The 25563-nt window shown below is 61.7% G+C and carries 16 protein-coding genes and 1 pseudogene; 2 read left to right on the top strand and 15 right to left on the bottom strand.

Going from position 1 to position 25563, the window contains the following annotated elements:
- Window positions 1-16 precede the first annotated feature (16 nt).
- Window positions 17-1444 carry a hypothetical protein gene (locus V7Q48_RS08315; protein ID WP_333837463.1) on the top strand — a complete coding sequence of 476 codons (1428 nt, stop codon included), beginning with the start codon at window positions 17-19 and terminating at the stop codon, window positions 1442-1444.
- Here V7Q48_RS08315 and V7Q48_RS08310 read toward each other — a convergent pair.
- The 4 genes and pseudogenes from V7Q48_RS08310 to V7Q48_RS08295 form a co-directional block, all read right to left on the bottom strand.
- Window positions 1437-1666: pseudogene (locus tag V7Q48_RS08310) on the bottom strand (arsenic resistance protein); the annotation flags it as partial. The gene V7Q48_RS08315 and the pseudogene V7Q48_RS08310 overlap by 8 nt on opposite strands.
- A 206-nt stretch (window positions 1667-1872) precedes the next feature.
- The gene (gene rpsI, locus V7Q48_RS08305; protein ID WP_333837462.1) at window positions 1873-2439 is read right to left on the bottom strand and encodes a 30S ribosomal protein S9; all 567 of its coding nucleotides are present in this window, start codon (window positions 2437-2439) and stop codon (window positions 1873-1875) included.
- On the bottom strand, window positions 2357-3481 hold the full coding sequence (locus V7Q48_RS08300; RefSeq protein ID WP_333837461.1) for a hypothetical protein: 1125 nt from the start codon (window positions 3479-3481) through the stop codon (window positions 2357-2359). The genes rpsI and V7Q48_RS08300 overlap by 83 nt, the downstream gene beginning before the upstream one ends.
- Window positions 3478-4677: a hypothetical protein gene (locus V7Q48_RS08295; protein WP_333837460.1), complete on the bottom strand. Its 1200-nt coding sequence runs from the start codon at window positions 4675-4677 to the stop codon at window positions 3478-3480. The genes V7Q48_RS08300 and V7Q48_RS08295 overlap by 4 nt, the downstream gene beginning before the upstream one ends.
- A 166-nt stretch (window positions 4678-4843) precedes the next feature.
- Here V7Q48_RS08295 and V7Q48_RS08290 point away from each other — a divergent pair, with 166 nt between their 5' ends.
- A complete protein-coding gene (locus V7Q48_RS08290; protein ID WP_333837459.1) occupies window positions 4844-5296 on the top strand; it encodes a hypothetical protein in 453 nt (150 codons plus the stop codon).
- A 49-nt stretch (window positions 5297-5345) separates the two neighbouring features.
- Here the strand turns inward: V7Q48_RS08290 and V7Q48_RS08285 are convergent, their stop codons facing one another.
- From V7Q48_RS08285 to V7Q48_RS08235, 11 genes are all read right to left on the bottom strand, one after another.
- Window positions 5346-6782, bottom strand: a complete 1437-nt coding sequence (locus V7Q48_RS08285; protein WP_333837458.1) for a hypothetical protein — start codon at window positions 6780-6782, stop codon at window positions 5346-5348.
- Window positions 6783-6906: 124 nt separating this feature from the next.
- The gene (locus tag V7Q48_RS08280) at window positions 6907-8127 is read right to left on the bottom strand and encodes a hypothetical protein (protein WP_333837457.1); all 1221 of its coding nucleotides are present in this window, start codon (window positions 8125-8127) and stop codon (window positions 6907-6909) included.
- Window positions 8124-9251 (bottom strand): hypothetical protein, encoded by a 1128-nt coding sequence (locus V7Q48_RS08275; RefSeq protein ID WP_333837456.1) that lies wholly within the window; start codon window positions 9249-9251, stop codon window positions 8124-8126. The genes V7Q48_RS08280 and V7Q48_RS08275 overlap by 4 nt, the downstream gene beginning before the upstream one ends.
- A gap of 21 nt (window positions 9252-9272) precedes the next feature.
- Window positions 9273-9923, bottom strand: a complete 651-nt coding sequence (locus V7Q48_RS08270) for a gasdermin (protein ID WP_333837455.1) — start codon at window positions 9921-9923, stop codon at window positions 9273-9275.
- Window positions 9892-10113: a hypothetical protein gene (locus V7Q48_RS08265; protein WP_333837454.1), complete on the bottom strand. Its 222-nt coding sequence runs from the start codon at window positions 10111-10113 to the stop codon at window positions 9892-9894. Before V7Q48_RS08265 ends, V7Q48_RS08270 begins: the two co-directional genes overlap by 32 nt.
- A gap of 473 nt (window positions 10114-10586) precedes the next feature.
- Complete coding sequence (locus V7Q48_RS08260; RefSeq protein ID WP_333837453.1) at window positions 10587-10862, bottom strand: HU family DNA-binding protein; 276 nt, start codon at window positions 10860-10862, stop codon at window positions 10587-10589.
- Between the two features lie 178 nt (window positions 10863-11040).
- Window positions 11041-11547, bottom strand: a complete 507-nt coding sequence (locus V7Q48_RS08255) for a hypothetical protein (protein ID WP_333837452.1) — start codon at window positions 11545-11547, stop codon at window positions 11041-11043.
- 27 nt (window positions 11548-11574) lie between these two features.
- The gene (locus V7Q48_RS08250) at window positions 11575-11763 is read right to left on the bottom strand and encodes a hypothetical protein (protein ID WP_333837451.1); all 189 of its coding nucleotides are present in this window, start codon (window positions 11761-11763) and stop codon (window positions 11575-11577) included.
- Between the two features lie 18 nt (window positions 11764-11781).
- Window positions 11782-12435 (bottom strand): OmpH family outer membrane protein, encoded by a 654-nt coding sequence (locus tag V7Q48_RS08245; protein ID WP_333837450.1) that lies wholly within the window; start codon window positions 12433-12435, stop codon window positions 11782-11784.
- Window positions 12436-12439: 4 nt separating this feature from the next.
- Entirely contained in the window at window positions 12440-13345 is a 906-nt protein-coding gene (locus V7Q48_RS08240; protein ID WP_333837449.1) for a SapC family protein, read from the bottom strand.
- 88 nt (window positions 13346-13433) lie between these two features.
- Window positions 13434-25502, bottom strand: a complete 12069-nt coding sequence (locus V7Q48_RS08235; protein WP_333837448.1) for a filamentous haemagglutinin family protein — start codon at window positions 25500-25502, stop codon at window positions 13434-13436.
- Window positions 25503-25563 lie beyond the last annotated feature (61 nt).

Below are 25563 nucleotides of genomic sequence, written 5' to 3'. Positions count from 1 at the left end.
CAAGGACGTGGGCACCATGCGGTCGTCTGAGCGGCAGCGCACCATCCGGATGGCCGATTTTGATCTGCCCCGTGGCGCAGTCTCGATCGAGGCCTTGATGGCCATGCCGCGCGAGCGGTGGGAGCATCTCCGGACCGAGATCAACGTGCGCCGCCGTGACGAGCCCGCGCGCCCTTTCGCGCGATGCCGGATTTGCGAAGGCGGCGTCTTCATCCGCGCGCAGGCGATCGCCGATGGCGATCACATGCCCCTCTATTGTCATTTTCCGGAGGCTCCCAAAGACTGCCCTTGGCACGAGGGCGGTACGATGACGCCGGACGCTGCCCGCGCCGCACAATATCAGGGCCACCAGGAATCCGCGCTCCACCGTCATCTGTGTCAGACTATCGAGCACTTGGCCAAAGCCGATCCGCGATGCGCCGCCTCTGCGGTCGACACCTATCTGCGACCGGCGGTCCATCAGCGCGGCCGATGGCCGGACGTCTTTCTCGACATGGGTGAACTTGGCCGCTTCGTTGTCGAGGTCCAACTCTCGAAACCGTTCGCCCCGGAGATTGCCGCACGCCATCTGCATTACGAACGCGAGGGGGTGCGGCTGATCTGGGTCTTCCGAGAACTGGAAAATCCGCTACCTCAGGGCTTCCACGACGTCATCACCATGCAGCGCGGCAACGCCTTCCTGTTCGATGACGTCGCTCAGGCGGCCTCCATCGACAGTGGCACCCTCATCCTCAGTTGCTATCTCGAAGATGGCCAAGGTGGGTATCTCGAGCCCCGCCTTGTCAGGCTCGACGATCTCAACACAGCTTCGGGACGTTCGGTGTTCCTGGAAGATCGGCGAAGCGAACGGCTGACGACCTACTGCCGACAGGTTCGCAATCATTGGTGGAAGGCGCTTCAGCACGCCCAGCGAGAGAGACCGAACTCCCCATTCTACAGCGAACGCTTCGCCCCGGCATGGACCTCAATTTGCGCCCAGGTTCCCGACCTGCCGGAATGGAAGGACGACTATTGGACGAGCCATTCCGATCGAGCGCAAGCCCATCTGGCGTCGCTGTTCGCGATCTTCTGTTCCGTGGCGCACAGCGCCGAGCAGGGGAAGGACACGCTGTACATCACGCGCCATTCCGGCGATGGTGCTCTGCTCGCCATGCTGAACAGCAAGTTTAGCGGGGCGGACTTTCTACCTTACGCCAACCTGCTACAGGCTTTTTTGGAGAACACGCCGTTCGCCGACTTGCTGAGCCGTCCTTCCCTTCAGAAAATCCTCGGCAATGCCCGTGATGCGCAGACCCAGATCGATCCGGGGCATGTCGTATGGCGGGCTGTGGTTCGCATGTTTCCCGAGGCTCTGGATGGTCTTGTCCGGGGCGAGCTATTCGATCTTGGGCAACTACCACCTTGGGCTTGCCGTTCGGGTGGCGAAGGTCCGGAACCTATGTGAGCTGTTCTGTCGGAAGTGGATCTTCATACCAGCCATGGCTCCGCATCAGGATGGCCACGACCGAGAGCATCACCGGCACCTCGACCAGCACGCCGATCACGGCGGCGAGGCGGCGCACGAGGTCAGGCCGAACAGGCTGATTGCGGCCGCCACGGCCAGTTCGAAGAAATTGGACGGGCCGATCAACGCGGCGGGCGCGGCGACACACCGGGCCACTCCGAACCCAGTTACCCGACTTTCGATCTTCTCGGCCTCGATGGCAAATCCTTTCAAGCCGACATCTTTTTTAAGAAGCAGCAGGCTTGTTCACAAAAAGAGATCGAGTTTAACAGAGCTGTACGCCTAGGTCGTAAACCTTCCAAAGGTCAGAATACATGTACTGGACCCGGTTCCAACGGTGACCGCCTATCGGCGGTAATCTAGATGATTTACCGTTTGGAGAATTGGAAGCTGCGCCGCGCCTTGGCTTTACCGTATTTCTTACGTTCCACCACCCGGCTGTCGCGTGTGAGGAACCCCTCAGCTTTGACCACAGCGCGTAGTGTGGGCTCGTATTTGGTCAAAGCCTGGGCAATGCCATGCTTTACCGCACCAGCCTGACCAGAAAGACCACCCCCCTTTACCGTGCAAACCACATCATATTGGCCAATACGCTCCGCCACCCCAAAGGGTTGATTGATGACGAGCCGAAGGGTCGGGCGAGCAAAATATTCCTCTTGATCTCGCCCGTTCACGATGATCTTTCCTGTCCCGGGCTTAACCCACACGCGTGCGACAGCCTCCTTTCGACGCCCCGTCGCATAAGCACGGCCCTGCTCATCCAGTTCCTGTTGCCGTAAGAGTGGCAGCACTTCGCTATCCGCATCATCAGCGCGACCGACAGAATTGCTCTGAATGCCGTGAAGCAAGAGTTCACGAACTAAATTTTCGCCCAGCAAATTTTTTTTTTGAGCCCTCATCGATATGAGCGGCTTCAGCGGTCGGATCGGGTTCATCGGGGCGAAGGCCGCGAAAGCTGGTATGTTCGGTGTCCCAGGCCATTGCCGAGGCCAGCCGCCAAAGGCGCTCAAGAAGACGCCTTGCGCCCGGGCCTCTCTGGATACCTGCCTCAAGCCGATCAGGATCGGCAGGGAGGCGCTCGCAAAGCAATCTCACTGCCCCCGTGAAGGTCGGAAGCTTACGGAGCGCTGTTTCCGCCACGAACCAGAAGCGTTGCCGGACCTCTTCCCTCTTCTCCGGAGGGGCGCTGCCAAGGTCGAGAACCCATTTCATGATCAGCGCGTCAGTACTGTCGGGCTGATTGGCCAATTGTTCGGCCAAAGGTTCAAGATAACCGGCATCATCGACACCAAAGCTTGTGACCCAATGTGCCGCGACCACCGCCTGGGCCATGGAGATTGGCCGCTTGATCGAGGCCCGCGCCATTTTTTCACCAAGGCTGAATGCGCCTTTGGCGATCGCGTGACGCGTGAACCCCCAATAGGCCGACACATCGGCGTCAGCGGTGGAGAACACAGGGCGCACAGGGTAGATTGAATCCGTCCGCTCGCACCGGAACTCAATATCGTCCATAGGCGGACAGCGTACGAACATCGACACGCCGCCAGTGGTTACGATCTGCAGAAAATCAATTCTGGCCTCTTTCCTCCTGGATGAAGCCATCAACCAGCGCCTGTCGGCCCTGCGATGCGATTGCAACGACCATTCCTGCTTGGACAGCATGGTGTCGCCAGACCAAGCGCCGACGGTCACTTCTTCGAGCGGCCTTGACGGACTGGCGGACCATGGCGTCATCCAAAGATCGCCGCCGTCTGTGGCATTTCGCAAAATCTTCGCGAAATGCTGATAGCCCAGCGGCTGCGGAGATCCAGGAACGGTAACCGTCGTTCGTGCGCCGTTCGGCGCGTGAAGCCGGCAGAGCCAGAGTCCATCCTCGAGCTTTACCTGCACAGCTTCATCGAGAATTTTGCGGCTCGGCAGGACGGAACGATCCAGGTAGCATTCCAGATAGATCGGGGCGGGATGTCGGCCTGTCATGTTGCATCCCCCTGCAAAGTCACCTCCAGGTTGAGGCAATCCGCATAAAATGACCGCTTGAAGATGCGATCGCCTTTGATGGCGTGATGACGGCCACGCGCAACGACTTGCCGCTCACCATAATCGACATCGATGTGCCAACAGCCGTCGCAGGCACATGGCTTTTCCTGCGGCATGGAATCGACTTCGAGTTGAAACCGGAAATGCGCCGCCGTATTTGCGCTGGGCAGCGACAGCTTGATGCTCGCGGATGGCGACGGGGCCTTCAACAACGCCCGGTCACGCCATATTACCGGCGCGTCATTCCGGGGGTTTATAGCCTTGTTCCCGAGATCACCTTGATGACAACTCTTCCACTGCCTGATCTTATGGTCGAGTATGTCGAATATCTGATCCTCATAGACCGCATAGCCGATGTCAGGGTCTCGTCTGATAGCTCCCAATCCGTCGAGCGCGCATAGCATCGCCTCGGTGAACACGGCGCCGCCGTTGAACCGCCCACGCATCTGTTTGCGGCTCTCGGGCGGTTCTGCCTTTCCAGGATCAGCGGCATCGACTGCATAGGCCGGTCTGTTCTCATCCGCCCCATAGTAGACATAGGCCTGCGGCAGCGTACCCTCGAAAGGATATTCCCAGACCCCCTTCCACCGCGGCCAGGGAACGGCTGGGTATGGCGACCTGCAGGCGTCGATGAAACACATCGCACGACCTTTGAGCTTCTCATCGATGACATTGAGGGTCGGCAGCCAATTGATGGCCGCTGTATCGCCAGTCACAGGGTCAAGATCGTAGCAATATAGTGCATGACTTTTCGAGAAACCCGACTGGCCGGGACTCGCTCCATGACCAATCCAGTGCAGCACCGCCAAATCGTCATTCCCGGCCTCGGTGAGCCCAAGCCAGCGATCAAATGCGTCGACCACCGTTTCGCGCGTCGGCAGGCGGGGTTTTGGCGTGCTTCCATCGGGCATGAAGACCATCAGATCCTCGGGCCCGGAAATCAGCACCTGAACCGACGCCAGTTCCCTGCCGTCCAGAAGCTTGTCGCCAGCTTTCGCCCACCAGGAAGCGGCGCGCACAGCGCTGCGGACGGCCCCGGACAGATAGTCCTGACGATCATTCTCATATTTGCCGACGCCGACGATCAGGACATGGACGCCCCGATCAGGTGGAGTGGCTGCCTGCCAAAGCGCCATTGCCGCTACACCCCAATCACTTTGGGACGCGTGACAGCGCGGGGCAGGCCGAAGATCGAAGAGGTGTCGCAGATGGGCACTCCTCTTGTGTTACGCATTGGGCGCCTCTACGTTATAGCTTGTTGCAAAGAACAGGGCAAGCTGTCCCAGCCAACAGGTGGGAAGAATGACGGCAATTTATACACAGAAGACCGTACGAGCAGTTGCCCGGATTCAGGAACAGCAGCTTCGGAGCTGGAAGACAAAAGTCAATATCGGTCGGCTGGACGAACCCAATGCCCGCTTCAATTTCTCCGAACTTTTGACGCTGTATATAGTCAGCCTGCTCGTGAACGAGACAGGCCTGCGGATCGGTACCGTCGCGGAATATGCCGACGAGATATTCGCTATCTGCTCGAGCGCCGCAATCGATCTTCTCAAGGACAGGAAGATCGTCATCAATCCCGGCAAGCCTACCGTTGCGTTGCGGCCTCTCACCCAGCCCGGTGCCGCTCATGTCGAAATCGTGATCCTGCTGGGCCAAGTGATTGACGACATGATCGCGGAATTGACAAGGATCGAGGCAAACGCCGGATTGCCCCTCTTTGCCGTCGGCGCAGCAGGCAATCCCAAGACATAGCAAACACGGGCTGACCGCATGATCGGGCTCTGGTGACACGGTAGAGCGTCTAACCGGTGGCCTTGGCGATCGGCGTGATGCTCAGAGAATTCGCCTCCACCGAGCCGAGCGCGAGAAGCGATGAATAGCGCTCATCCAAGCCGCCGCGAGACCGGGCGCCGCTCGACATGACCCAACTGAACGAAGCGCCGGCAACGCGTTGATGCGGGAGATGCCGGGACCAATATCCCATCTCTTTCCTGGCCTGGTCTCTTTGCTCGGCCTCTGGAGCACCGTCGCGCAACGCAGTCAGCATATCTCCCAGCAAAGTGTTGGCATAAGCGAAATAGGGGGCGCCCAGGCGCCTTGCGATCGACAGGGCTCGCAGGGCCTCGGAGGCCGCGACCTTGCGGTCGTCCGGCGCAGCCCCGATCAGGAGGCTGCGAGCCAGAAGAACGTGGCTATCTGGAATCCAGGCAAATTGCCTCGCCAGGTCCGGAGCCCATTGCAGGGCCTCGCGCTCTTCAACCCCAGGGAACCGAACCGCGCACAGCATCGCCAGGATGACAGTCCAAGGATCTTCGGGAATGTCTCCCGAAATATAGGTCGCGACCGGCGTGCGCCGGGTAAAGTCACTCCAGATTCCCTGTCCCTCGATCCCGACCGCTGAGGATAACGCCCTAGAAAGCGATAGTTTCTCCAGATCGACCGGCGCGACGTCGAGCAGCACCCCTCCCGAAGGGTCCAACGCGAACTCGATGGTTACGCCACCGGTGAACAAGGGAATCAGGGTTCGCTCGACCCGCAGGCCTTCGATCGAAACCGAAAGCCTCAGTCGCGCCCCGTCGTCTGGCAGCGGCATTCCACGAGCGTCGCCTTTGCCGGACACGAGCATGGCGTGCCCGCGGTCGATGTGCAGCCACGCACTCGTCACCTCTTCAAGCTTCGTGCCGCCATCAACAGGCGCAGCCCGGTTGCGCGCCGTTGAAAAGACGATCGGCCATGGCCCCTCATATGGCCGCCAGCCACCATAGCCCATCGGCCTGGTGTCGACCGAGAGGCCGATTGAAAAGCGGCGCGGGGCCATGGGGAGGCTGTCCGCTTCACGTCCGGAAGACCCGACCTCGCCCTCAACCGCAGACTTCTCCACATGTGCAGACGGCGAAGCCAGATCGACCTGATCCTCAACGTCATCGAAGCCCGCTTCGGCAATCCTGTCGTCATCGACCGGAGGTGAGGCCGAACGCATCTCCTGCGTTCGCGAACCAGGCGCTGCGGAACCTCCCATGGACTTGGACCAGGCGCTATCAGAAAACTGATCGAGCCAGTCTTTCGAAACCGATGCCGCATACAGGTTCGACAGGGCTGGCGTATCGATTGTGTCGGTACGATCGTCGACCACGAACGAATAGAAGGTCGGCACCTCGCCCAGCGGCTCGATCACCGCCGCATAAGCGCCAGGAACCGCATCATGGATCAGCACCTCGCGATCCGATGGCGTGGTCATGCTATCGGAACCCACACCCCGTCTGTCGAGTTGGACCTCGCCCTGCGGCCCCAGAATCCGGATGCGAGCGGCGACAGCGTCTGGCGGTGCCAGGAAGGACACGGTCTTCAAAGGCTGCCTCCACTCATCGGACGTTGACCAGGTGACGATAAAGCGACCGACTGGGGCAAAAAAGCTGCTCAGCATCGCGATAACCGCTGCCATTTATGAACGAGGCGCTGACGAAATGCGGCCAGATACTCGCCTGCATCGTCTGCGGCCAACTGTCTGCCGCCGTGCCCGGGCAGGTATGGAGCGTCGCACCTTGAGCATCACGGATGCTTACGGTTCCGACCGAAAGCGCCTGGGTCGGGTCGAGCACCACATTGACCGTCACGTCCGGCGGTGCCGGATAGGTCACGATCGCGGCCGTCGTGGTCGGCAGCATCGGCGACACCGGCTCGAACGGCTGCCGTTGCCAACGAGGTTCCAGCGAATAAATGCTCTTCAAATCCTCGTGGATCGCAACGGCATATGCTCCCCACTGGGCCGTCCCGGACGGATTGCGTGCGGCCTCGCCGCGAAGCGCACGCAACAGGGTTCGCGTGAAGCGGCCGCCGGTCGTCGGACTGTCCTCGAAGGTGAAATAATTGCTGGCCGCCGCCGCGATCAACGCAACCTTTTCCGTGCCCGCGACAAAGGGATCGGAACGAATGAACTTGGCGCCGACGCCGGGATTTTGAACATAGAGATCCGTCACCATCTCGCCGCAGGCATCGACGAAAAGATAGGCAGCCGACACATTGGGCGCCTGCTTGAGGCCGACGCCCAGTTCATACATGTTGAGGAACGCGCCCCACGGATTGACCGGATTCTGATTGAGGTCGGCCAACAGGACGAAGGGCTGCGAGGTCACAGCGACACCGTGACCACAAATGAAGACAAGGCCGGCGTTTCCGGCTGTGGCATTCAGTCGCGCTAGCCATTGCGTTCCTGCTGCCGCCACATTGCCTGTGTTCGGCACGCCGACGGCGGAATTGCCGCGGGGATCCGTCGGCGCATTGCCGTTCGAACCGGCGGGGGCCACGCGGCCTTCCCAGCCATATTGACCGTGGACAGGCGCGGGACCGTTCGACAGCATCTCAATGGAAGCAAGCGGCAGATCGAGCGCGGCCTCGCCGATCAGCCAATCGCAGAAGGCAGCTGCGCCCGCAGCGGCGCTCGGAAGGTCGCGCACATCCTTGAGCAATTCCGGCGTTGTGCCTGGAACGAAATTGTCGATCTTGGCGGATGGATAGGCACCGACACCGATGATCAAGGCATGGGTTGCCGGACCATTGACCTGGCGCTGATAGATGAGCGTCATGCAACCGCCTGCAGCCGTGACCGCAGACGCTCGAAAAAGCGCGGGCGCAAGAAATAGCTGGTGTGCGCATCGATCACGCCCGTCATCGAACTGAACATGAAATCCTCGACCTCCTCGAAGATTCCCTCGCAGCGGAAGCTCAGGACATCGACCGGGTCATAGACATTCCACCAATGCGCGACGGCCGCTGGCTTGGCCGCCAGGGGATGCGCGGGGGAAGGAATCGCGCCGTCGCTTGCCGCAAACAGCTTGAGCTCCTCGAAGAAACCCGGCTGCGAACCCACCGTCAGAAGCACGTCGATCGCGAAGCCTTGCGGCAGCCCGGCGCCCGCCGGGTCGGTCAGCAGATCGTAGAGAATGACGCCGCCCAGACTATGACCGATGACCACCAATGGCTCCGCGTTAGCGGTAGCCTCGGCACGCGCGGCGAGCAGGTCCGTAACGACCCTTTGACGAATGTCGGCCCGCGCGGCCCCTGCGCGTAAATAGACGAACACGTCACCGATAAACTTGGCCGCGGCCGGATTGATCTTATCACGGGTAAGTCCAAGAACCCCGGACGATACCAGGTTCCGGCCGCGATCAAAGACGGCGCCGGCCGCCGCCTTCAGGCGGTCCAGCAGCCCATAGGCGGCAGGCGTTTCAAGCTGGAGCCGCGCCCGCAACGCGTCGACGAAAGCCGCGTCGGTCATGTCGGATGCGACCCAGGCCGGGACCGGATTGGCCTCGGCATAGGCCGCCGCCGCCTGCATCTCCGCATATTCCCCGGCATCGAGCTGCCGGTTTTGCGCCGCTGCGGTCTCGACGAGCACCGCATAGAGCGTGTCAACCGCAGCCGGGAAATCCGCGGCCGCAATCTCGGCAATCGTGGCTCCGCCGGTCGTGCTGGCGGCGGCCGCGCCGCTGTCGCCCAGGCTGAACGACGTCGGCACCTCGCCATTGCGCGGCAGGCATTGTTCCTTAAACGCGAAGGCGGCGCCCAGATCACCCCAGAAGGGATTACGGATGCCGGCCCCCTCGCCCAGGGCAAGCTTGCGGAACCGCTCGTCGCGCAGTGCGACGTCGGCAGCATAAGCCGGAGTCTGCCGCGTCGCGACACCGTGTACGAAGACCAATTGGGTCATTTGCGCGCCCCCCTGCGCCCCTTAAGCGACTGGCTCAACCTCGCCGAGCTCTTCCGGATCGACTGTCTTGAGCTCGGGCAGCGCGCCCTCGAAATCAGCAAAGACGACACCTTGGCCCGCCCCCACGCCAAAGCTCACCGCGCCCGCCTTCACCGGACGGAAAACCAGATCGATCTCGCCATCATCGCCCCTGTCTCCGGCGGAAAGCTCGATCGCTACGAAACCAAAGGCCAGATCCTTGTCTCCTTCATAGGTGACAGTCGTGCTGGTTTCACTCTCCTTGCCCACCGACAGCGAGCCTCCGACCAGTTCCTTGATCACCGGGACTTCAAGACTGATGCTGCTGTTGTCGTGATTGTAGGCTGTGACACCCAGCTTTTTGGAAGTCACGATCTCAGTCAGAACGTAAAGGCGCCCCTTGCCGAACAGGTATTTTTTCAGAATCGGATGATTCCACCGCACTTTCGATGCCACGAGATAGTCGCCGATCTCGATTGTGTTGGCACGGAGGCGGGTCACGCCGGAATAGCTGAACTCGACTTTGCTCGCATGCTCATAGGCCGCTTTTACGCCCAGATTTCCTCCCATCGCACCGATAATGTTGCCAAGGATGTCGAGGCCAAGCTCAATGGGAAGTTTGCTACTCTTCTGCCCATTGATATTGGCGGCCACGCCCGACGTGATTTGCGGGAGGACAACCATCGTGCGCTTCGGTGAGTTGGCTGAGCGTCCCGATGATCCCGCGGGCATCGCCATATTCGCCAAGCAAAGCGAGGGGAGCCAGATCTTCCAGGGGATGCAATATGACGTTGAGATTCAGTGACTTCAGATAATTGACCGAACGATCAGAGCAGATACCCATTGAAATTCTCCCGCAAATTTCTGGTCGAGGTGAATTAATCGATGGTCGTCAAAGACAGAATGACATCAACGCTAGGCGATTCGCTCAATTCTTCGCACGTTCTCATACAGAGCCCGTCGAGTCGACATATGATTGCCTCAATATCGACTTATTTTAATATGTGACATTTATATGAACAATAATTATATTAAATATTTTCCCGTATACGACAAAATCGCGCCAAACAAAATATGATGTTTATGACGATTCTATGTGAAATGCAGAAACAAAGATCGATCAACATCGTATATTATGCTGAAACAAAGCGACTGTTCGAACAAGCTCTCTTGATCCTGACTGCCTCGAAGATTTCATCATGAACTTGCCGAGTTGATCATGATGCCCTCGGCCCTGGCGGTCGTTTCGGCAATGCGCCGAACAGGATATCGCCGGCCTTGCATACATGGACAGCAGCAAGGCCGGCGACAGCAAGGTCAGGCGTTGATCTTGTCCTTGAGCGCCTTTGCGGGCTTGAACGCGATCTTGGTGGCCGCCTTGATGGTGATGGGTTCCTTCGTCGCGGGATTGAGCCCCTGACGCTCGGGCGTCTTCTTCGTTGCGAACTTGCCGAAAGCGTTGATCGACACCTCTTCGCCCTTGGCCGCGGCATCGCCGATCGCGGTGAACACCGCATCGACATATTTCTTGGCGTCTGCTTTCGTCAAACCATGAGCGGTGGCCAAGGCTTCGGCGAGGTCATTTCCAGTCATTGATACGCTACTTTCTCATCTCTTGTTGAGGATCGGGATAGGAGCTGGCGGCCATGCCGCGATTGGTCCATCCGCTTGAAGGAACTGGCAGGACCGCCGGGAAAAGAGCAAGTGGCTATTCACAAGGCGCGGCATAAGTGGTTGTCGGCTCTGCCGCCCTGCGGCTTTCAGGCAAGGCCTAGGTGCGGTTGTGCGCAGGGGGCGCAACCTCTTGGTCTGGCGCCGCCTGCGGCGCGTCGAGCTGTACCGCGATCCGCAAGGGAAGCAGGATGTCCTTCGGGGGGACGCCTGCCAGCGACTGGCCGACCAGCAGGCCCTTGAGGTCCGCATTGGCCTCGGCAAGCGCAAAGGGCGTGAACTCGACTCGCGACACGATGCCGTCCTTCGCGACCCAGAGCTTGAGGATCAGCGGCGCGGTCGGTTGGTCAGGCGCAGGACGGGCCTGGTCGAGCCAGGCGCGCAGGCGCACGGCTGCATCGGCTGGGCCTTCGAGCAGCTTCGTCACCGAAGCGGTCGCGCCCTGCGCATAACGCACCCATTCGACCGGCGCGGAGGAAGGATCGACCGAGGCAGAGGAGGGATTCTGGGCTTGAACCGGGGCAGCGCTGGCGAGGCCGGCACCCACAAGGGCGCAGGCCCAGCGAAAGAGCCGGCCCATGACCGGATGGGACAAGGGGCGTTTCATGAACTTGATCCAGGAGCGAAGGCGGCATCAATCATGAGCGGCCTTCGCCAGCGTCGTGATCGATAGACCGGATGGCATGGGAAACCCGGCGAGATGCGTGTCGACAATGCGAACGGCCTCGTCATGAACCACACCGCAATAAAACAGGGCGATCATTCCGGTCAGCACCACGCCGACGATGAACCCCGCCAGAAGCAGCAAGATGGCCGTCAGCATGGTGCTTATCTCCTGTCGTTAACGCTGCGGTGCCGCAGCAGGTTGCTGGACCGCCTGCTGGATGGGAAGGCGCTCACGCTCGAAGGTGATGGTCTGGATCCGCCCGTCGAGCGCGCGCACCACGTCGGCCGTAAGGTCGTTGGCGAAATTGCCGCCCAGCGCCACACCGCGGTCGAACAGCAGGCCGCATTTCTTCGCCGTGTAGACCTGCGCGATCATCGGCTGGGCCTCGTTGGCGATACGCTCCAATGCTTTCGCACGCGTCGCCTCGATCTCGCGGCTCGTATGCGCAGCCTTTTGCTGGAGGGCCTGCCAGCGCGTGGCCAGCGCCTCGCGCTTCTGCTTGTTGGCGGCATTGTCAGGTTGGCCTTCGAGCGCCCTGGCTTCGGTCTCCAGCGGCGTGCGCTGGGCATCGACGTCGGCCTGTGCCGCGCGGGTCAGTTCTTGGAGGCGCGCCGACGCCGCCTTGCCGACCGCAGCATTGGCGAAGATCGCCTCGCGCGACAACAGGCAGACGCCCGGAATCACAGGGCCACCAAGCGGCTGGGCTTGTGGCGCAGCCGCCGGAGCGGATGCTGCGCCCGGAGCACCGCCGACCACCTGCGCGGAGGCGGTGGTGGTGAGGCTGGGGACTGCGAGCAGGAGCGCGGAGAGCAGGAGGGAGGATTTCATGGGATCAGGCTTTCTTCGGCTTGGTTTGTGTTGCCGGTGTTCCGGCGGGTTGTTCGGCGGGCGGCGCACTGGTGTCAGGCGCGTTCGGCTTTGCGATCTCGGAAGCATCCGCGAGTGACGATTGCGTGACGGCGCCGAGCGCCGACGCAGACAGCAGCGCCTGGCGATCGAGCAGCGCCCGGAAGCGGTCCAGCGAGGCCAGGTGGAAATGGATGAGCGCAAGGAGGCCGTTGCGCTGCCAGGCGACGATGGTCTCGTCGTCGAGCGCGGCGAACTTCTCGGCATCGACGATCTGGAAGCCGTCGAGACCGAGCTTGCGGCCGTCCGGCAAGGTGGCGTCGGCTCGCCGGTCAATCAGCAGTTCCTTCTCCTTGAGCGCTGTCGTGAACAGCGCCGTCAGCTCCACCTCGCGCCCGAAGGCGGCGCAGAACTCCAGCGCTTGTTTGGTCAGCGCGCTCGGCGCACCATTTTCGAACAGGGCCACGCCTTCGTCGTCGCCCTCATCGCCGGCTTGCACCACACGATCCGAACCGGCGTCGATCGCAAGCGCGAACCCGTCCGGGTTGACGGTCGCGACGAAGGCGAAGGGATAGCGCCGGACATAGGCGGGAACATAAGCGTCCGCCAACCAGCGGCCGTCCTCGACGAACAGGTTGCGCCGCTCGAGGCCGAGGATCGCCAGCGGCTGCGCGCTGTCGGCCGCGAACACGACCGGATAGTCGCGCGCCGCCGCCGCCAGCTCGCCGGCGACGATCGGTACGAACGGGGTTTCGGCGGCGAAACCGGCATCGCCGTTCTTCAGGCGCCAGCTTGCATGTGCTGACGCATGGAGCGGCCGGACGGCCTTGTAGAAAAGCGGCAGCAGCGGTTGGTCCGCCGCCGGGGCGGCCTGGGAAGCAGGATCGGTCATAAACTACTCACTTGCGATTGGATGGTCCGGGATGGCGTGGGAGACGCCATCCCGGTGGGTACGCCGCTCCTCAGCGGCGCGTTTCTGGTCAGGGCTGATCGCCGAAGCCCAGGAGCCGCACGCTTACGATCACCGGAACCTCGGTGCGAACCTGCGGCCGCGACCGCTCGGCGACGCGGGTGGCCTCGGCCGTGACCGCGCTGGCCGCCGACGAGGCCGCCGCCAGCGCCCCCACATTCACCACCGCCACCTGCGGTATGCCCGCGGCATTGCCCTTCACCTGGATATTGGCGGCGTTGAGCACCTGGAGCGCGGCAAGGTTGATATTGCCTGAGACGCGGATGCCGGCCTCGCCCGCGTCGATCGTGCCGAGCGGCGCGATCAGGTCGATGTCGCCCGCCGGCACTTCCGGGATCGGGTTAAGCGTGGCAATACCCGCGCCAGAGGACGGCGTCTGCGCCGAAAGGGTGGTATTGCCATAGGCATCATAGACCCGCTTGGGCGGCGTGTAGACCAGTGTCGTCTTGCTGCCGCGGCCGGCGTTGATGTCGCCGTCCGCCGACCAGCCGAGGATCGAGCCGCCGAACGTGGTCATGATCCGCGACAGGCCGAGCAGGATGCTTCCCTTGCTGTAGAGCGAGATATCGCCCGACCCTTGCGTAATGAGGCCCGACGAAGCCGGCGGCACGTCGCCCGTCACGCCGATGACGATCTGACCGCCGGGGACCAGCATGTCGATGTCGCCGCCCGCGAGCGTGCGGATGCCCGATCCCCCGAAGGCAGTGTAGCTGCCGGTACGGACGATGTCCTTGCCGTCCGCATCCTTCTCCGGGAACAGGGTGCCGACCATCTGGCGGCCGCGCAGATAACTGCCGAAGCGGGCGCTGTCGGCGTTGTTATATTCGCGGCCACCCTCGCGCAGCTCGGCATAATAGACATCGCGCAGGAAGATGCGCTGCTGTTCCGGCGCCAGGGCGTCGAAATAGGCGAGTGCCTCGTCCGTCGTTCCGATGAAATCGTACCGGCCCTTCAGCCAGTCAGCCAATTCCTTCGTGTAGACCTTGGCGACCTTGCCCTTGTTGAGCGGATCATCGAGCGGCCGGCCATTGGCCAGATCGGCAAGATTGGCGGGGTCGAGATAGGCGGTGCGGAGTGCGCCCCAGTCCACACCGTTCGCCATGCCTGCCATGACCGCGATCGACGCGCCGGGACGGGTGTCGCCTTGGGCCAGAGGGCCAGTCGATGTGATCGCCCCCTTGTCACCCTGATAAATGTCGCCACCTGCTGTCATCTCCAGCGTGCCGGGACCGCCAATATTCAAATTGGCGTAATAGATGGTGCCGCCGGCCTGGATTAGTGAAACATCAGTCGCGCTTGTGTTGAGGATCAAGCCTGGGGTGGCCGTGGTTCCAGAACCGAAATTGACGATATCGCCGCCAGCGTTCACGCGAGTAGCGCCGTTCCCGATGTACAGCGTGTGATAGGCGTTGTCGTAAAAAGCGAGAGCGTTGACCTCGCCGAAGGCAAGATTGAGGATGTCGCCGCCAAGCGCGTACACGCGGTTGGTCTGGGTCGTCGGATTGGCGCCTACCGTATCATCCTGGTAATTGAAGAAATTGTAGTAGTTCGTGAATCTCGCCACGGTAGCCGGTCGGAAGGGGTTGGGGATATCGTTGACCCCGGCGTCTGCGCCGGAGATGGCGATCCGCAACGAACCGTTCGGCGTAATATTGGCGCCAACGATCAAGCCATTACCGTAAATGGAATCGCCAGCCAGCAGAGTCAGGGATCCACCGATTGAAGGGGCCAACTCCATTGCGCTCGCGCTCTGCGCGCCGATAAACACGCTGCCGCTCGTCGCAGTCGCACTGAACCGGCCGGGCACCATCGGGCGAACGGCGCCGCCGGTTCGTGTACGCCAGACATTCGAACCCAAGCCGGCCCCGGTCACCGGCACCAGGTTTCCACCGGCCGAGGTTAGCGAAACGGCAGTCGTACCAGGCTGCCACAATGAGAAGTAATCCAATTGTGAGGTCTGACCCAACTGACCGGCATCGGCATAAGTGCCGACGACAAGGTCACCACTGGTCCGTACGGACATGGTGCCGTCACCTGGGACGAGTGCAATACCACCCCAGGGGCTGGCCACACTGGCCGTGAACGGATCGAGCTGGCGTGGATCTCCCGGTTCCTGCCGACCGTAGACCAGCGAGACCGATCCCACCGACCCTGCCGTTATCGTGGTATCGCCGCGCAGGCCGACGAACTGGCTCAGCGAACCATTCGCCGCATGATTCGAATTGATATAGTTGTTTCCGCCGTTGAGCACGCCACGCACCTTGACGGTGAGGTCGCCGCCACCCGCCTGGGTCAGCGTGCCGCCCGTAACGACGCCGCCATCCTTGTCGACCGATTGCACCCTGCCACTCGATGCCACTGCGACTTGCAACGCACTGTAAGTCTGTGTCCCTGAACTGGCGTTATATGTGCGCGTCTGCGTCCCGGCATTGCCGCCCGCGATCAGGGTGACATTGCCGCCGCCGAGCGTACCGAAACCGGAGAACCCGCCGGTGTAGGTCGTACGGCTTGCCTGAATGGTACGCCCAAAGGCGATGGACCAGGATGCAAGGCCATTGCCATCCACCCCGCGCAGCAGCCAGTTGTCGGGGGACCAGAACTGCACGTTATTCTGATCGTTGCTGTAGCTGTAGCCTGTAATGTCGCCCTGGGCGACCACGGTCAGGTCACCGCCATGGTCGGCCACATAGCTACCGGCGGCAATGCCACTAACCCCGGAATCCGTACCGGCCGTGTAGACGCCGTAGAGCGAACCTTCGCTGAAGTTGCCGCCGGCCAGAAGTTCGAGACTGCCGGTTCCCGTGCGGAGTGTGCTCAGCGTCAGACCACCGGCCGGGTTGGCGAGCCTCAGATTTCCAACGCCCCCGAACGTGCTAGTCGGCAATAGTACCCGACTGGAGGCCGCCGCAAGATCGGCACCAGAAACAAGGCGAATTGACGCCGATTGAGTCCCGGGGGCCAGCATCGCCGCCAATGGCAATGTGCCAGGAGTCGGGGGAAGATCAGGCGTACCCGGGCTAACAACCGTTGCCGTCAACGCGAGGCTCGGCAGAGGAGAACCGTTAGCCTTCTCAAGAAAGGTCGTCTCCGAATTAAGTCTGGTTCCCGCCGGCACCGTCTGGCCAGGATTGAATGTCAGGCCAGTTCGAGTGCTTATCGGCCCGAAAAGCCCAGCCAAGCCACGGTAGAAAGTATTGTCGGGGATGGTCCAGTCTGCTGTGACATAAGCGTCTTGCGGTAAGAAATAGAGATCTCCGTCAAAACCGCATTCGCCAACAGTGCAGCTATATGTGGCGAAGGTCGAGACTATGAGTGCGTTCGAATACTGGTAAACGGGAGGAGTACCGGGCACGCCCGGCTTGCCTTTGAATCCATCAGAGATGCTGCCATTGACCGTAAGGTTGCCGCCGGCACGAAGCACCAGCGCCATCGGTTCACCCGCGCCGTAATTCGTCGCAGCCGTATCACGGTTGGCATTGGGGCCATAGCGATAGCCGGACAGGTCGAGATCGCCGCCCACAATCAGATCGCCGGACGAGGCGATGGTGACGCCCGGGCGCAGATGATAGGCGTCGCCATAGGCCTTAAGCCCGGCAAGCCGGGATTGAAGCCCGCTGTTGCCAAGCGCGGCGTTGATGAAACCCGTCGACGCAGCGTCATAGCCGTTCAGCGTCGACTGGGTGACGGTGCTCCCACCCGCAAGCTGATAGGTCCACATCGCGTTCAGCGCGAGGCTGGCGATGCCCTTCAGCGTCAGCGGCCCGGAGGCATTGATGGCAATGTCACCCGATGTTTCGCCAGTACGTGCCGCGTTGAGCACCACCTGGCCGTAAGAAACGCCATCGGGCGTCGAGAGATCGATCACCGCATCGGGGTTGAGCCGGAGCGTGCCCGTACTGCTGGTCAGTTCGACGTGACCACGATTCTTCGCCTCGATGGCCTGCTTGTAGCTGTCGACCTGCAGCGTGCCGCCATGCGCGTCCAGCAGGCTGCCCGATGCAAGCGTCAGATCCCCCGACGCGGCAAGGCTGATGCTGCCCGGCGCGGCGCCCGAAGCGTCGATCGTGCCATTGACCGTCAGACTGCCGCCATCGACCGAGACGAAGACCTTGTGCGCCTTCACCTCGTTGCCGATGGCGAGATCACCTTGTTTGAGGTCGAAACTGCGGCCTTCAGTGAAGCCGTTCGTCGTCAGCGCATCGTTGAGGGCGGCGAAGTCGGCACTAACCGATGCGGGATTGGCGCCGATGGTTTGCGCGCGAATGTCGATCGACCCGCCCTTGTGGCCATCGCCGCCTTTCGCGACATATTCGCCACCAAGCAGCACCCGCCCCGCGTTCGCACCGGTGGCAGTCAGCGTGAGGCTGCCCGCGTCATTATTGCTGGCCGAAAGATCGATCTTCGAGCCCGCGCTTTGCAGGATGCTGCCCCGCGTGCTTTCAAGCACAACCTCGCCGCCCCAGCCATATTGAGTCACGTCGCCGAACGCCATGGCGCGGCCGGCGAGGTCCAGCTTGCTGTTCGCGCCAAGGACGATATCCCCGCTGGTCGTCGTCGCGGTCAACGTGCCGCTGGGCAACGCGATGGAAGAATCCAGGCTGATGTCATTCCCGGCGCTCAAATCGATGCGGCCGCCAAGCGTCGATACCGATCCTGTATCGGCCGCCTGCACGCCATCGGGCAATGCCACGGCCAGGGTGCCGCCAGTGCGCAAGCCCGCGACGCCGCCTGCATCCGTCGTTAGCAGCGGCGTGAGCAGGGTCAGGGACCCGCCCACACCCGCGTAAGTTTTGGGATCGAAAGCGGCGCTCGGATCGGGGCCGGATCGCCAGGACGAAAGCGTCGTCTTGCCAACGGTCGCGATCCTGTCTGAAGCCGCCAGCGTCACGTCGGAAAAACCGAGCAACAGATGATCGAAAGTGACGGTGGAACCGCCGGCCAACACCGGCGTATGACCAAGCGTCACAGTGCGCGCGTCGATCCGTAGCGCACCCGCGCCCGTGCCGGGGCCATCGCTGGAGACCGCACCCGGCGTCGCGCTGGCATAGTTGAGTGAACCATCGCTGTTGCTCGAAGCGACACGCTGGGTGACATCCCAGATAAGGTTATTGGCTTTCAACGCGGCCGTGTCGCCAACATCCCCCATGCCATAGATCGCCGGCGTCGTCAGCGTGATCGTGTCGAGCGCGGACAGATCGAGATGGACTGCGCCGAAGATATTGATCGAGCCCGGGCTGGAAAGGCGGAGATTCCGGACGCCCACAACGTTATTGGCCGGATCGCCTGCGACGAGAGATGCGAACAGATCCTGGGTGAGGTTGAGACCGACCGGCAATGTCCCTGCGGTCTGCGCTGTTGCCAGATCTTCCGCTGTCCCCAGGTTGACCCCACCTGCGGACAAGGCAAGCGTGTTGGCACCAAGCAGCGGCGCTCCGTCGAAGCTGACCGGCGCCGAAATGCCGATGGTCCCTCGGGTATAGATGGCAGCACTAGTGCCGATGCTGACCGTTTGGGTGCTTGTGAAGTTCGGATCGAACAGCAGGTCATTGTTCGAGACCGCGAAGCCAACGCCAATCAGCTGACCCAGCGACGAATCCAGAAGGCGGGCGTCGGCAAAGCCGCGAGTATCGATCCTGGCGCCGTCGTCGAGACGCAGCGCGCCACCGATCAGCACCTCGCCCCCGGTCAAAACTGCGCCGCTTTCAAGCCTGACAGTGCCAAGGCCGTTCCCCTGTCGATTAGGATCACCGAGCACCGGACTGGTCGAGAGAATTGTCTGCATGATCGGCGAACCGCCGATAAAGAGATTGGGGGCACCGATCATGTTAATGCTCGATGTGGAAAGGACGAGTTCCGTCGCACTGCGCGTGGTCGTGCTACCATCGGCGGCGAGGATAAGATTCTGATACTGTTGTTGCCCTCCACTAATGCCCAGGCTTCCGCCCATCAATGTGAGCGATCCTGCATAACCGTTCCCGGACGGGGCCAAGTCGGCCGTGCCTTTCCACACCAGCGCGGGGGTACGCGCGGCCGCGATCGCGACGTCATCCATGCCGCTGAATATGAAAAGCAAATTCTTGGCATCGCGCTCCAGACGCGGTCGCACCGTCTGGAAGGTCGCGGCCTTGGCGATCTCGAACTCTGCGTAGCTGGTTTCATTATACTGCGACAAGGTTCGTACGGTTTTTCCAGGCGTAATCGTCACAGTCGTTGGGAGCGCGTCACGGATTTCCGTGTTGGCGACACTCTGATATCCCGAAACCACATAGGAACCGCTAGGCAGCGCGAACGGACTTTGCACGGTCGTCGATGTGTTTGCCCCCAGTTCGACGCGATAGGCGTCGGGCAACAGGGCATAGTTGGCCGGAAGCAGTGTATAAGTGCCGGCGGGGAGCCCCGGCACGCCTGCCGGAATGGTGATCTGCTGGCCGATACCGGGCACATCACCGGACCAGGCCGTGGAATAACCGCCCGGCAGGGGGGCCGTAATGACCCCGGGAACGATGGCGTAGACCTGACCGCCCTCGTTGAAGGGGTTCACTAGCGCATCGACCGAACCGCCACGCCCCGAAATGAACGCGGCGCCGGTCAGTGTGCCCCCACCCGATACATCGACAAGCGCGCCCTCGTTGCTGACTATGCTGGTTGCATGCAGCGATATGCCGGTGTTCCGGCCGTTAATGTTGACCGTTCCATCAGCATTTCGGTACTGCCCAGTCAGGAGATCCACGCTAGCGGGAGCTCCGCCATCGATCGTCCAGGTAACGCCATCGGTCGTGCCACCATATGGCATGTAAAGGCCATTACCGCTGATCGAGGTGATGCTTCCCGACTTCAAGGTAAGGACAGACTCTGCCGTTTCGATCGGCAGCCCGTTCACGCCTTGGGATGATGCAAAGAGTGTTATCGCGCCAAATGGGGCGAACAACGCGCCGCCCTGCTCGATCGTCGGTGCGGAAATATCGAGCGTGCCGAACGCCGAATAGGGAACCGATACCGGCCCTGCTGCATCTGGCCGGGCGAAAACGAGCTTCGCCGCAGTATCCGCGATCACGAATGTGGGCGCAGCGTTACCCCCAAGTCCACTGCTGGAAGGACTGAGATCGTAACCGGCACGGATGGTCGCGGTCACACCCGTGGCCGGATAGAGGCGGGATGCCGACAGGACCAGATCGCTGGCGGCATAAATCGCAGGCGCATTGCCGCCACCGCCGTTCGTGAAGCGCAGATCGCCGGTGCTCGAAATGGATGTGCTGGCAAAGGTTGGAACGACGACCCCGGAAACATCGATCAGGTCGCCACTGATCGACAAAGTCCCGTTGGGCAAATATCTGGGAACGACTTTGTCTTCCGCCAGCCGCGTGCCGAAAATGCTGAACGTTCCCTGGCCGCTAAGCATTACATAGGACGCCGATAGCGATACATGCCCTCCAGCCAGGTCGATATACTGGCCGCTCTTCAGGCTGAGACTTCGTCCTAAGTTCAGAGAAACATCGCCATCGAAAGAAATCAACGAGCGGCCCAGCAGCGACAGGGAAGCAAATCCGCCGGACGTCACCTGCGAAACTGCGATCGAACCCTGACCGAGAACCAGGTTCGAATCCAACTGGCCTGCCTCGATACCGGGGGTAAGAGTTTGAATGAGATCGTTCGATACGGTCAGTGTTCGGCCAACCTGGAACGGTGCAGGAACCGGGGCCCCGGATGGCAGTGTTTGTGACTGGAGAGGAGACTCCAAATTGACGGTAAGCGACCCGCCCGATGCGCCGGCACCACCTGCAAAAGCGCGCATTATGCCTTCAGCATGGATACCGGAATAGCTCCTGAGCGCGATGGAGCCGCCATCACTTGCCACATCTATATTGCGAGCCCGGCCATCGCTGTCGACGAGTGTAAGCACTCCGCTTGTACCGGAAGCATCGAGGACCGCACCGGGCCGTACCACCACATAGGCATATGTCGATGCTTCGGTATCAAGCGTGGTGATGTCAGTATCGTCAAAGATCGTGGTCAGCTTTCCTTCGCTGCCGATATCGATGCGTCCGCCATTCGGCACTGTTCCGTAAAACCGTCCCAGATTATCGGTCGCGATCACCGCACGCGCAGAAACGTCGATTGCGGCATGGTCGCCTATCCAAACCGACATCGCACCGGGATCGACATAATAATCGCTTGTGTAGGTATTGACGATTGCGACATGCCCCCCTGGGGCCGTTATGCGTCCATCAACTGTCACCTGGCCACTCGATGCAAGCCGTATGCTCTGCCCGGGATCGACCGTGATTGTTGCGCCCGTTCCGATCGTGAGCCAGCCAGGTTTTCTATTGTAGCCGGAGCCATCGGTGCCAGCCCCCGACAACAGGCTGAGACTTACTCCGGCACGCTGGACAAGCCGTCCGCCAACCGCGTCTTCCTGATAGACAGGCGGTAACCAAAGAGGCACGATCGAAGCGATGTCTGCGCCTGTATGTGCGCTGAGGTGTATGCCGTCCGGTTTCAACACCTGCATGGCCGGCGCGATGACTACGTTATCCGCAACGCCCAATCCACTTTGCCCGTTGATCGAATAGGCTGAGAAGCCCGACTGGAACAGCGTCGGCGATAGAGTGGTGATGGGCTGGACCGGGACATCCTGGCTGAGGATCGTTCCTTTCGGAATGGCTGTCCCAGCTGTGTAGGTGACGTTGCTCGGGGCAACTGAACCGGCAACGTAAGTCACGGCCAGAGGGTTGATCGGTAACCCACCCTGGAATGTGCTGTCCGGTATGCGATACCCGGCCGGGAAATTACCGACAAAGCGGTACAGAGTCGTGCCAGCCGGGACAGTAGATCCCGCAGGATACTGGGTGTTGGTGTTGGTGACGGCAGTCAATCCGCTTGGTACCACCCATGCGCTGTTCAACACGACCTGCTGGAAAGTGGTCGTTGCGCTGGCTGGGATAACATCCCCATTGGCGACACGGGTGATAGTCAGCGCGGCATCAAGCGGCAGGATATCTCCCGCTGCGACCTCCAGACTGGTGTTCAGAACCAGTCCGATGGGCGCTGCCGTGCCAGCTGCCAGAGCAGTGCCGGAAAACACTGGATTGTCGGCGATCGACACGACCCCACCGGTTTCCAACGTCAGCTTACCGCCTTTGCCGAACCCGTAGGATACGAATGTGCCGCCAAGGGTCAGATCTCCATGGTTGCCTGCGCTGGTGCTGCCGTCACCGGCAGGCTGGGTGTAGCTTGCGACAAGGCTGATATCGCCGCCGTCGCCGCCATCGAATGCTCCAGAGGCGTGTACGGCGGCGCCTGCGGAAGCATCGATCTTCGAGTTCGTGGCAAGGGTGATATTGCCATAGGAACGCAACGTGACCGCACCGCCATCGATAAAGGCGAGTCGGGACAACGGGCTGCCCGAATCGGTAAGCAGATTCGTCCAAAGACCGCGCGTATCAAGCGCCACGCCGTCAGCGACGGTAACGTCCGTGTTGGTGACAAAGCCGTTATTTGTCGTCTGCCCAAGTACAATCGAACCGCCACGAGCGGTGAGATCGCCTTTGACGGTAACAGTTCCACCAAGAAGAACGGCATTGCCCCCATCTGCCAACGTCAGAGGAGCGTCGAGAGTGATGTCGCCAGCAACGGCCACTGAAAAGCCGCCGAGCCCGGCGGCATTCAACGTGCCAGCATCAAACCAAATCTCGCTATTTAGCGCACCATTATCCGGCACTGACTTAGTCTTGGAAACAAGCAGGCTGGTTTCGATCGCCTTTGTCTGAATAGCAGTGCCGTTAGAATCGTAAGTCTCGACTACCAAGCCACCCGCCTGCGCTACCGTGGTTTGGCCGAGCTTGTAGCCATCGGTGACGCCATCGGCGCGCTTGGTGATCTGGTGTTCGCCGCTGATAGTGCCTGCAGCGATGTCGGCCTCGAACAGCACCGTTGGGGCCGAGAGGATCAGCCGCCCAGCGTCTCGGCCGACCGTATAGCCATCCTGCCAGCGCGCACCGTCGCGCGCGCTGAACAGCGGCATGGAATAGATCTCGGTATATTGTTCGCCCCAGCGATCGTGCGCCCTGGTGAACGTGTTGCCGTAGCCGACGAACTTCATCCAGGCGGGCGCGGACGCGAGATCATAGAGCTTGCCGTCGATGCCGAGCACGCGGGTCGAGCGGATATAGCCGCCCTGATAGTCGAGGCTGCCGCCCGAGATGTCGAACGTCGCGCCTTTGTTGGCCACGACCTCCTTGGCGGCGAGCGTGATCGTGCCGCCGACCGAGGCCCATTCACCGATGGTATGCGCGGTGTTGCCGATATAGCCGCTGACCTCGAGCAGCCCGCCCTTGGTATACCAGCGATCACTGGCGTAGCCGCCGGTGCCAGCGGGCACGAGCACGAGATCGCGAATATCGAGCCAGACATCGTTGTTGCGCAAATAATCGGTGTCGCGGTTCAGCGGCGAATCGCGCAACTCGTTGCCCTGGACGTTCACCTTGATCGAGTTCGATGCCATGTCGAGCGCGACGCCCTGCACGCCCGACACGTCGATGAGCGCGCCATCGGCAACAGTGATCCGGCCCAAGGCCGCGCCCTCGGTGGTGGACGCCCCCGCCGCCTGCACCGCGACCTGCCCGCCCTGGGCACTGGTCTGCGATCCGCCCGCGAACAGCACATTGCCGCCGGTGACGATCTCGATGCGCGACTGATCGAGCCGGTCGGCCAGCGTCGAGCGGTCGTCGAACCCGCCGTTGGTGGTGCTGCCGCGATTGATGTTGGCTTCGCTGCTCTGCTTGATCAGCGCGTCGCGCTGGCTGTCGAGCGCGGTGTCCTTGCTGTCCAGTTCGGGCAGAATGATGGTGAGGCTGTCCGCGCCAAGCATCACCGAACCCTGACCATCGCTCGCAGAATTGAGCAGATGGATCGTGCCGCGCTGGTTGACGCTTGTGGTCGCGACCGCAACGCCGTCCTGGCGGATGGTGCGGCCGCCCAGCGTGATGTCACCCTGCGACGCTTCGATCAGGCCACTGTTCGTGACCGTGCCGCTGGTCGAGTCCGCATTGATGAGGCCGCGCACCTCATTGCCGCGCGTCGTCGAATAGGGGTTGGCGTCGGTGCCATAGCCCTTGCGGACGATAAAGTCGTCGCCCGCCGAGAGGAGGGTCTGGCCTTTGGGCGTGGTGATGCTGCCGGCGTTCGTCACCTCGGTGCCCATGAGGAGCACATAGCCGCCGCCGCTCGTCACCGACGTGGGGGTCACCGTGGTGATCTGCGCGCCGGCCTCGACCGTCACCTTGCCGCCGGCATTGGTGAAGCTCGGCAGATAGCTGGCCCCCGACTGGCTCGAATAGATCCCGCTGTTCAGGAACTGGGTGTCGGTGATGTTCGCCGCTGCCGCGACGAGGTTGCGGACATTGACCTGGGAGGCGCCGCCGAAGATGATCCCGTTGCGGTTGAGGACCAGCACCGTGCCCGGCGCCGTGATCGAACCGAGGATTTTGCTCGGATCGGCTGAGGCATCGGTGACGCGGTTGAGCACGACCGCGTCGGCAGCGGCCTGATTGAACCTGAGGTCGGTCTCGCGGCCAACGTTGAAGCTGTCCCAGGTAAGGATCGCCTTTTGCTGGGTCTGGTCGATGGTGACATTGGTGCGGCCATTGTCGCCCGCGCTTTGCGTCGGACCCTTGGCGCCGATCCACAGGCTGCCCTCGACCGGCTTGCCATCGGGGCCGAACACCACACCGCTCGCCACCTGGAGCCCACCCTGGCCGAGACCGTTGGGAATGCTCGATTGCGCGGCTTGCGCCGCAGCGCGCGCGGCGCGCTGTGCCTCGCTCATCGCCGCGCGTGTAGTGGCCGCGCGCTGGAAGGTCTCGATCGCGCGGCGGGTCGCGCTGTTGGTCTCGGCCGAGCGGGTGGCCTGGTCCTGCGCGGCGCGGGCAGCGGTAGCGGCCGGATCGGCAGTCCCACCACGGCTGCCGAACACACGGTCCTGCGCCGCCACGCTGCCGGCGATCATCAGCGAGCCGATCGAAGCGCCGATCAGGAAGGTGGTGCGCAGGGAAGCACGGCGCGTGTGGGTGCTGGATGTCATCGGTCAATACTCCGGAAGGCTGGCGGCCGCGCTGCTGGCGGCATCATGATCGGATTTTGGG

This window comes from Novosphingobium sp. (assembly GCF_036803765.1).
In the GTDB taxonomy this organism is placed as follows: domain Bacteria; phylum Pseudomonadota; class Alphaproteobacteria; order Sphingomonadales; family Sphingomonadaceae; genus Novosphingobium.
This window is presented reverse-complemented; position numbering and strand designations above follow the sequence as displayed.

Bases quoted from the DNA above. Each gene is read 5' to 3' on its own strand.
- V7Q48_RS08315 (WP_333837463.1), top strand. From the start codon at position 17: ATGCGGTCGTCTGAGCGGCAGCGCACCATCCGGATGGCCGATTTTGAT.
- rpsI (WP_333837462.1), bottom strand. From the start codon at position 2,439: ATGAACCCGATCCGACCGCTGAAGCCGCTCATATCGATGAGGGCTCAA.
- V7Q48_RS08300 (WP_333837461.1), bottom strand. From the start codon at position 3,481: ATGACAGGCCGACATCCCGCCCCGATCTATCTGGAATGCTACCTGGAT.
- V7Q48_RS08295 (WP_333837460.1), bottom strand. From the start codon at position 4,677: ATGGCGCTTTGGCAGGCAGCCACTCCACCTGATCGGGGCGTCCATGTC.
- V7Q48_RS08290 (WP_333837459.1), top strand. From the start codon at position 4,844: ATGACGGCAATTTATACACAGAAGACCGTACGAGCAGTTGCCCGGATT.
- V7Q48_RS08285 (WP_333837458.1), bottom strand. From the start codon at position 6,782: ATGACCACGCCATCGGATCGCGAGGTGCTGATCCATGATGCGGTTCCT.
- V7Q48_RS08280 (WP_333837457.1), bottom strand. From the start codon at position 8,127: ATGACGCTCATCTATCAGCGCCAGGTCAATGGTCCGGCAACCCATGCC.
- V7Q48_RS08275 (WP_333837456.1), bottom strand. From the start codon at position 9,251: ATGACCCAATTGGTCTTCGTACACGGTGTCGCGACGCGGCAGACTCCG.
- V7Q48_RS08265 (WP_333837454.1), bottom strand. From the start codon at position 10,113: ATGGGTATCTGCTCTGATCGTTCGGTCAATTATCTGAAGTCACTGAAT.
- V7Q48_RS08260 (WP_333837453.1), bottom strand. From the start codon at position 10,862: ATGACTGGAAATGACCTCGCCGAAGCCTTGGCCACCGCTCATGGTTTG.
- V7Q48_RS08255 (WP_333837452.1), bottom strand. From the start codon at position 11,547: ATGAAACGCCCCTTGTCCCATCCGGTCATGGGCCGGCTCTTTCGCTGG.
- V7Q48_RS08250 (WP_333837451.1), bottom strand. From the start codon at position 11,763: ATGCTGACGGCCATCTTGCTGCTTCTGGCGGGGTTCATCGTCGGCGTG.
- V7Q48_RS08245 (WP_333837450.1), bottom strand. From the start codon at position 12,435: ATGAAATCCTCCCTCCTGCTCTCCGCGCTCCTGCTCGCAGTCCCCAGC.
- V7Q48_RS08240 (WP_333837449.1), bottom strand. From the start codon at position 13,345: ATGACCGATCCTGCTTCCCAGGCCGCCCCGGCGGCGGACCAACCGCTG.
- V7Q48_RS08235 (WP_333837448.1), bottom strand. From the start codon at position 25,502: ATGACATCCAGCACCCACACGCGCCGTGCTTCCCTGCGCACCACCTTC.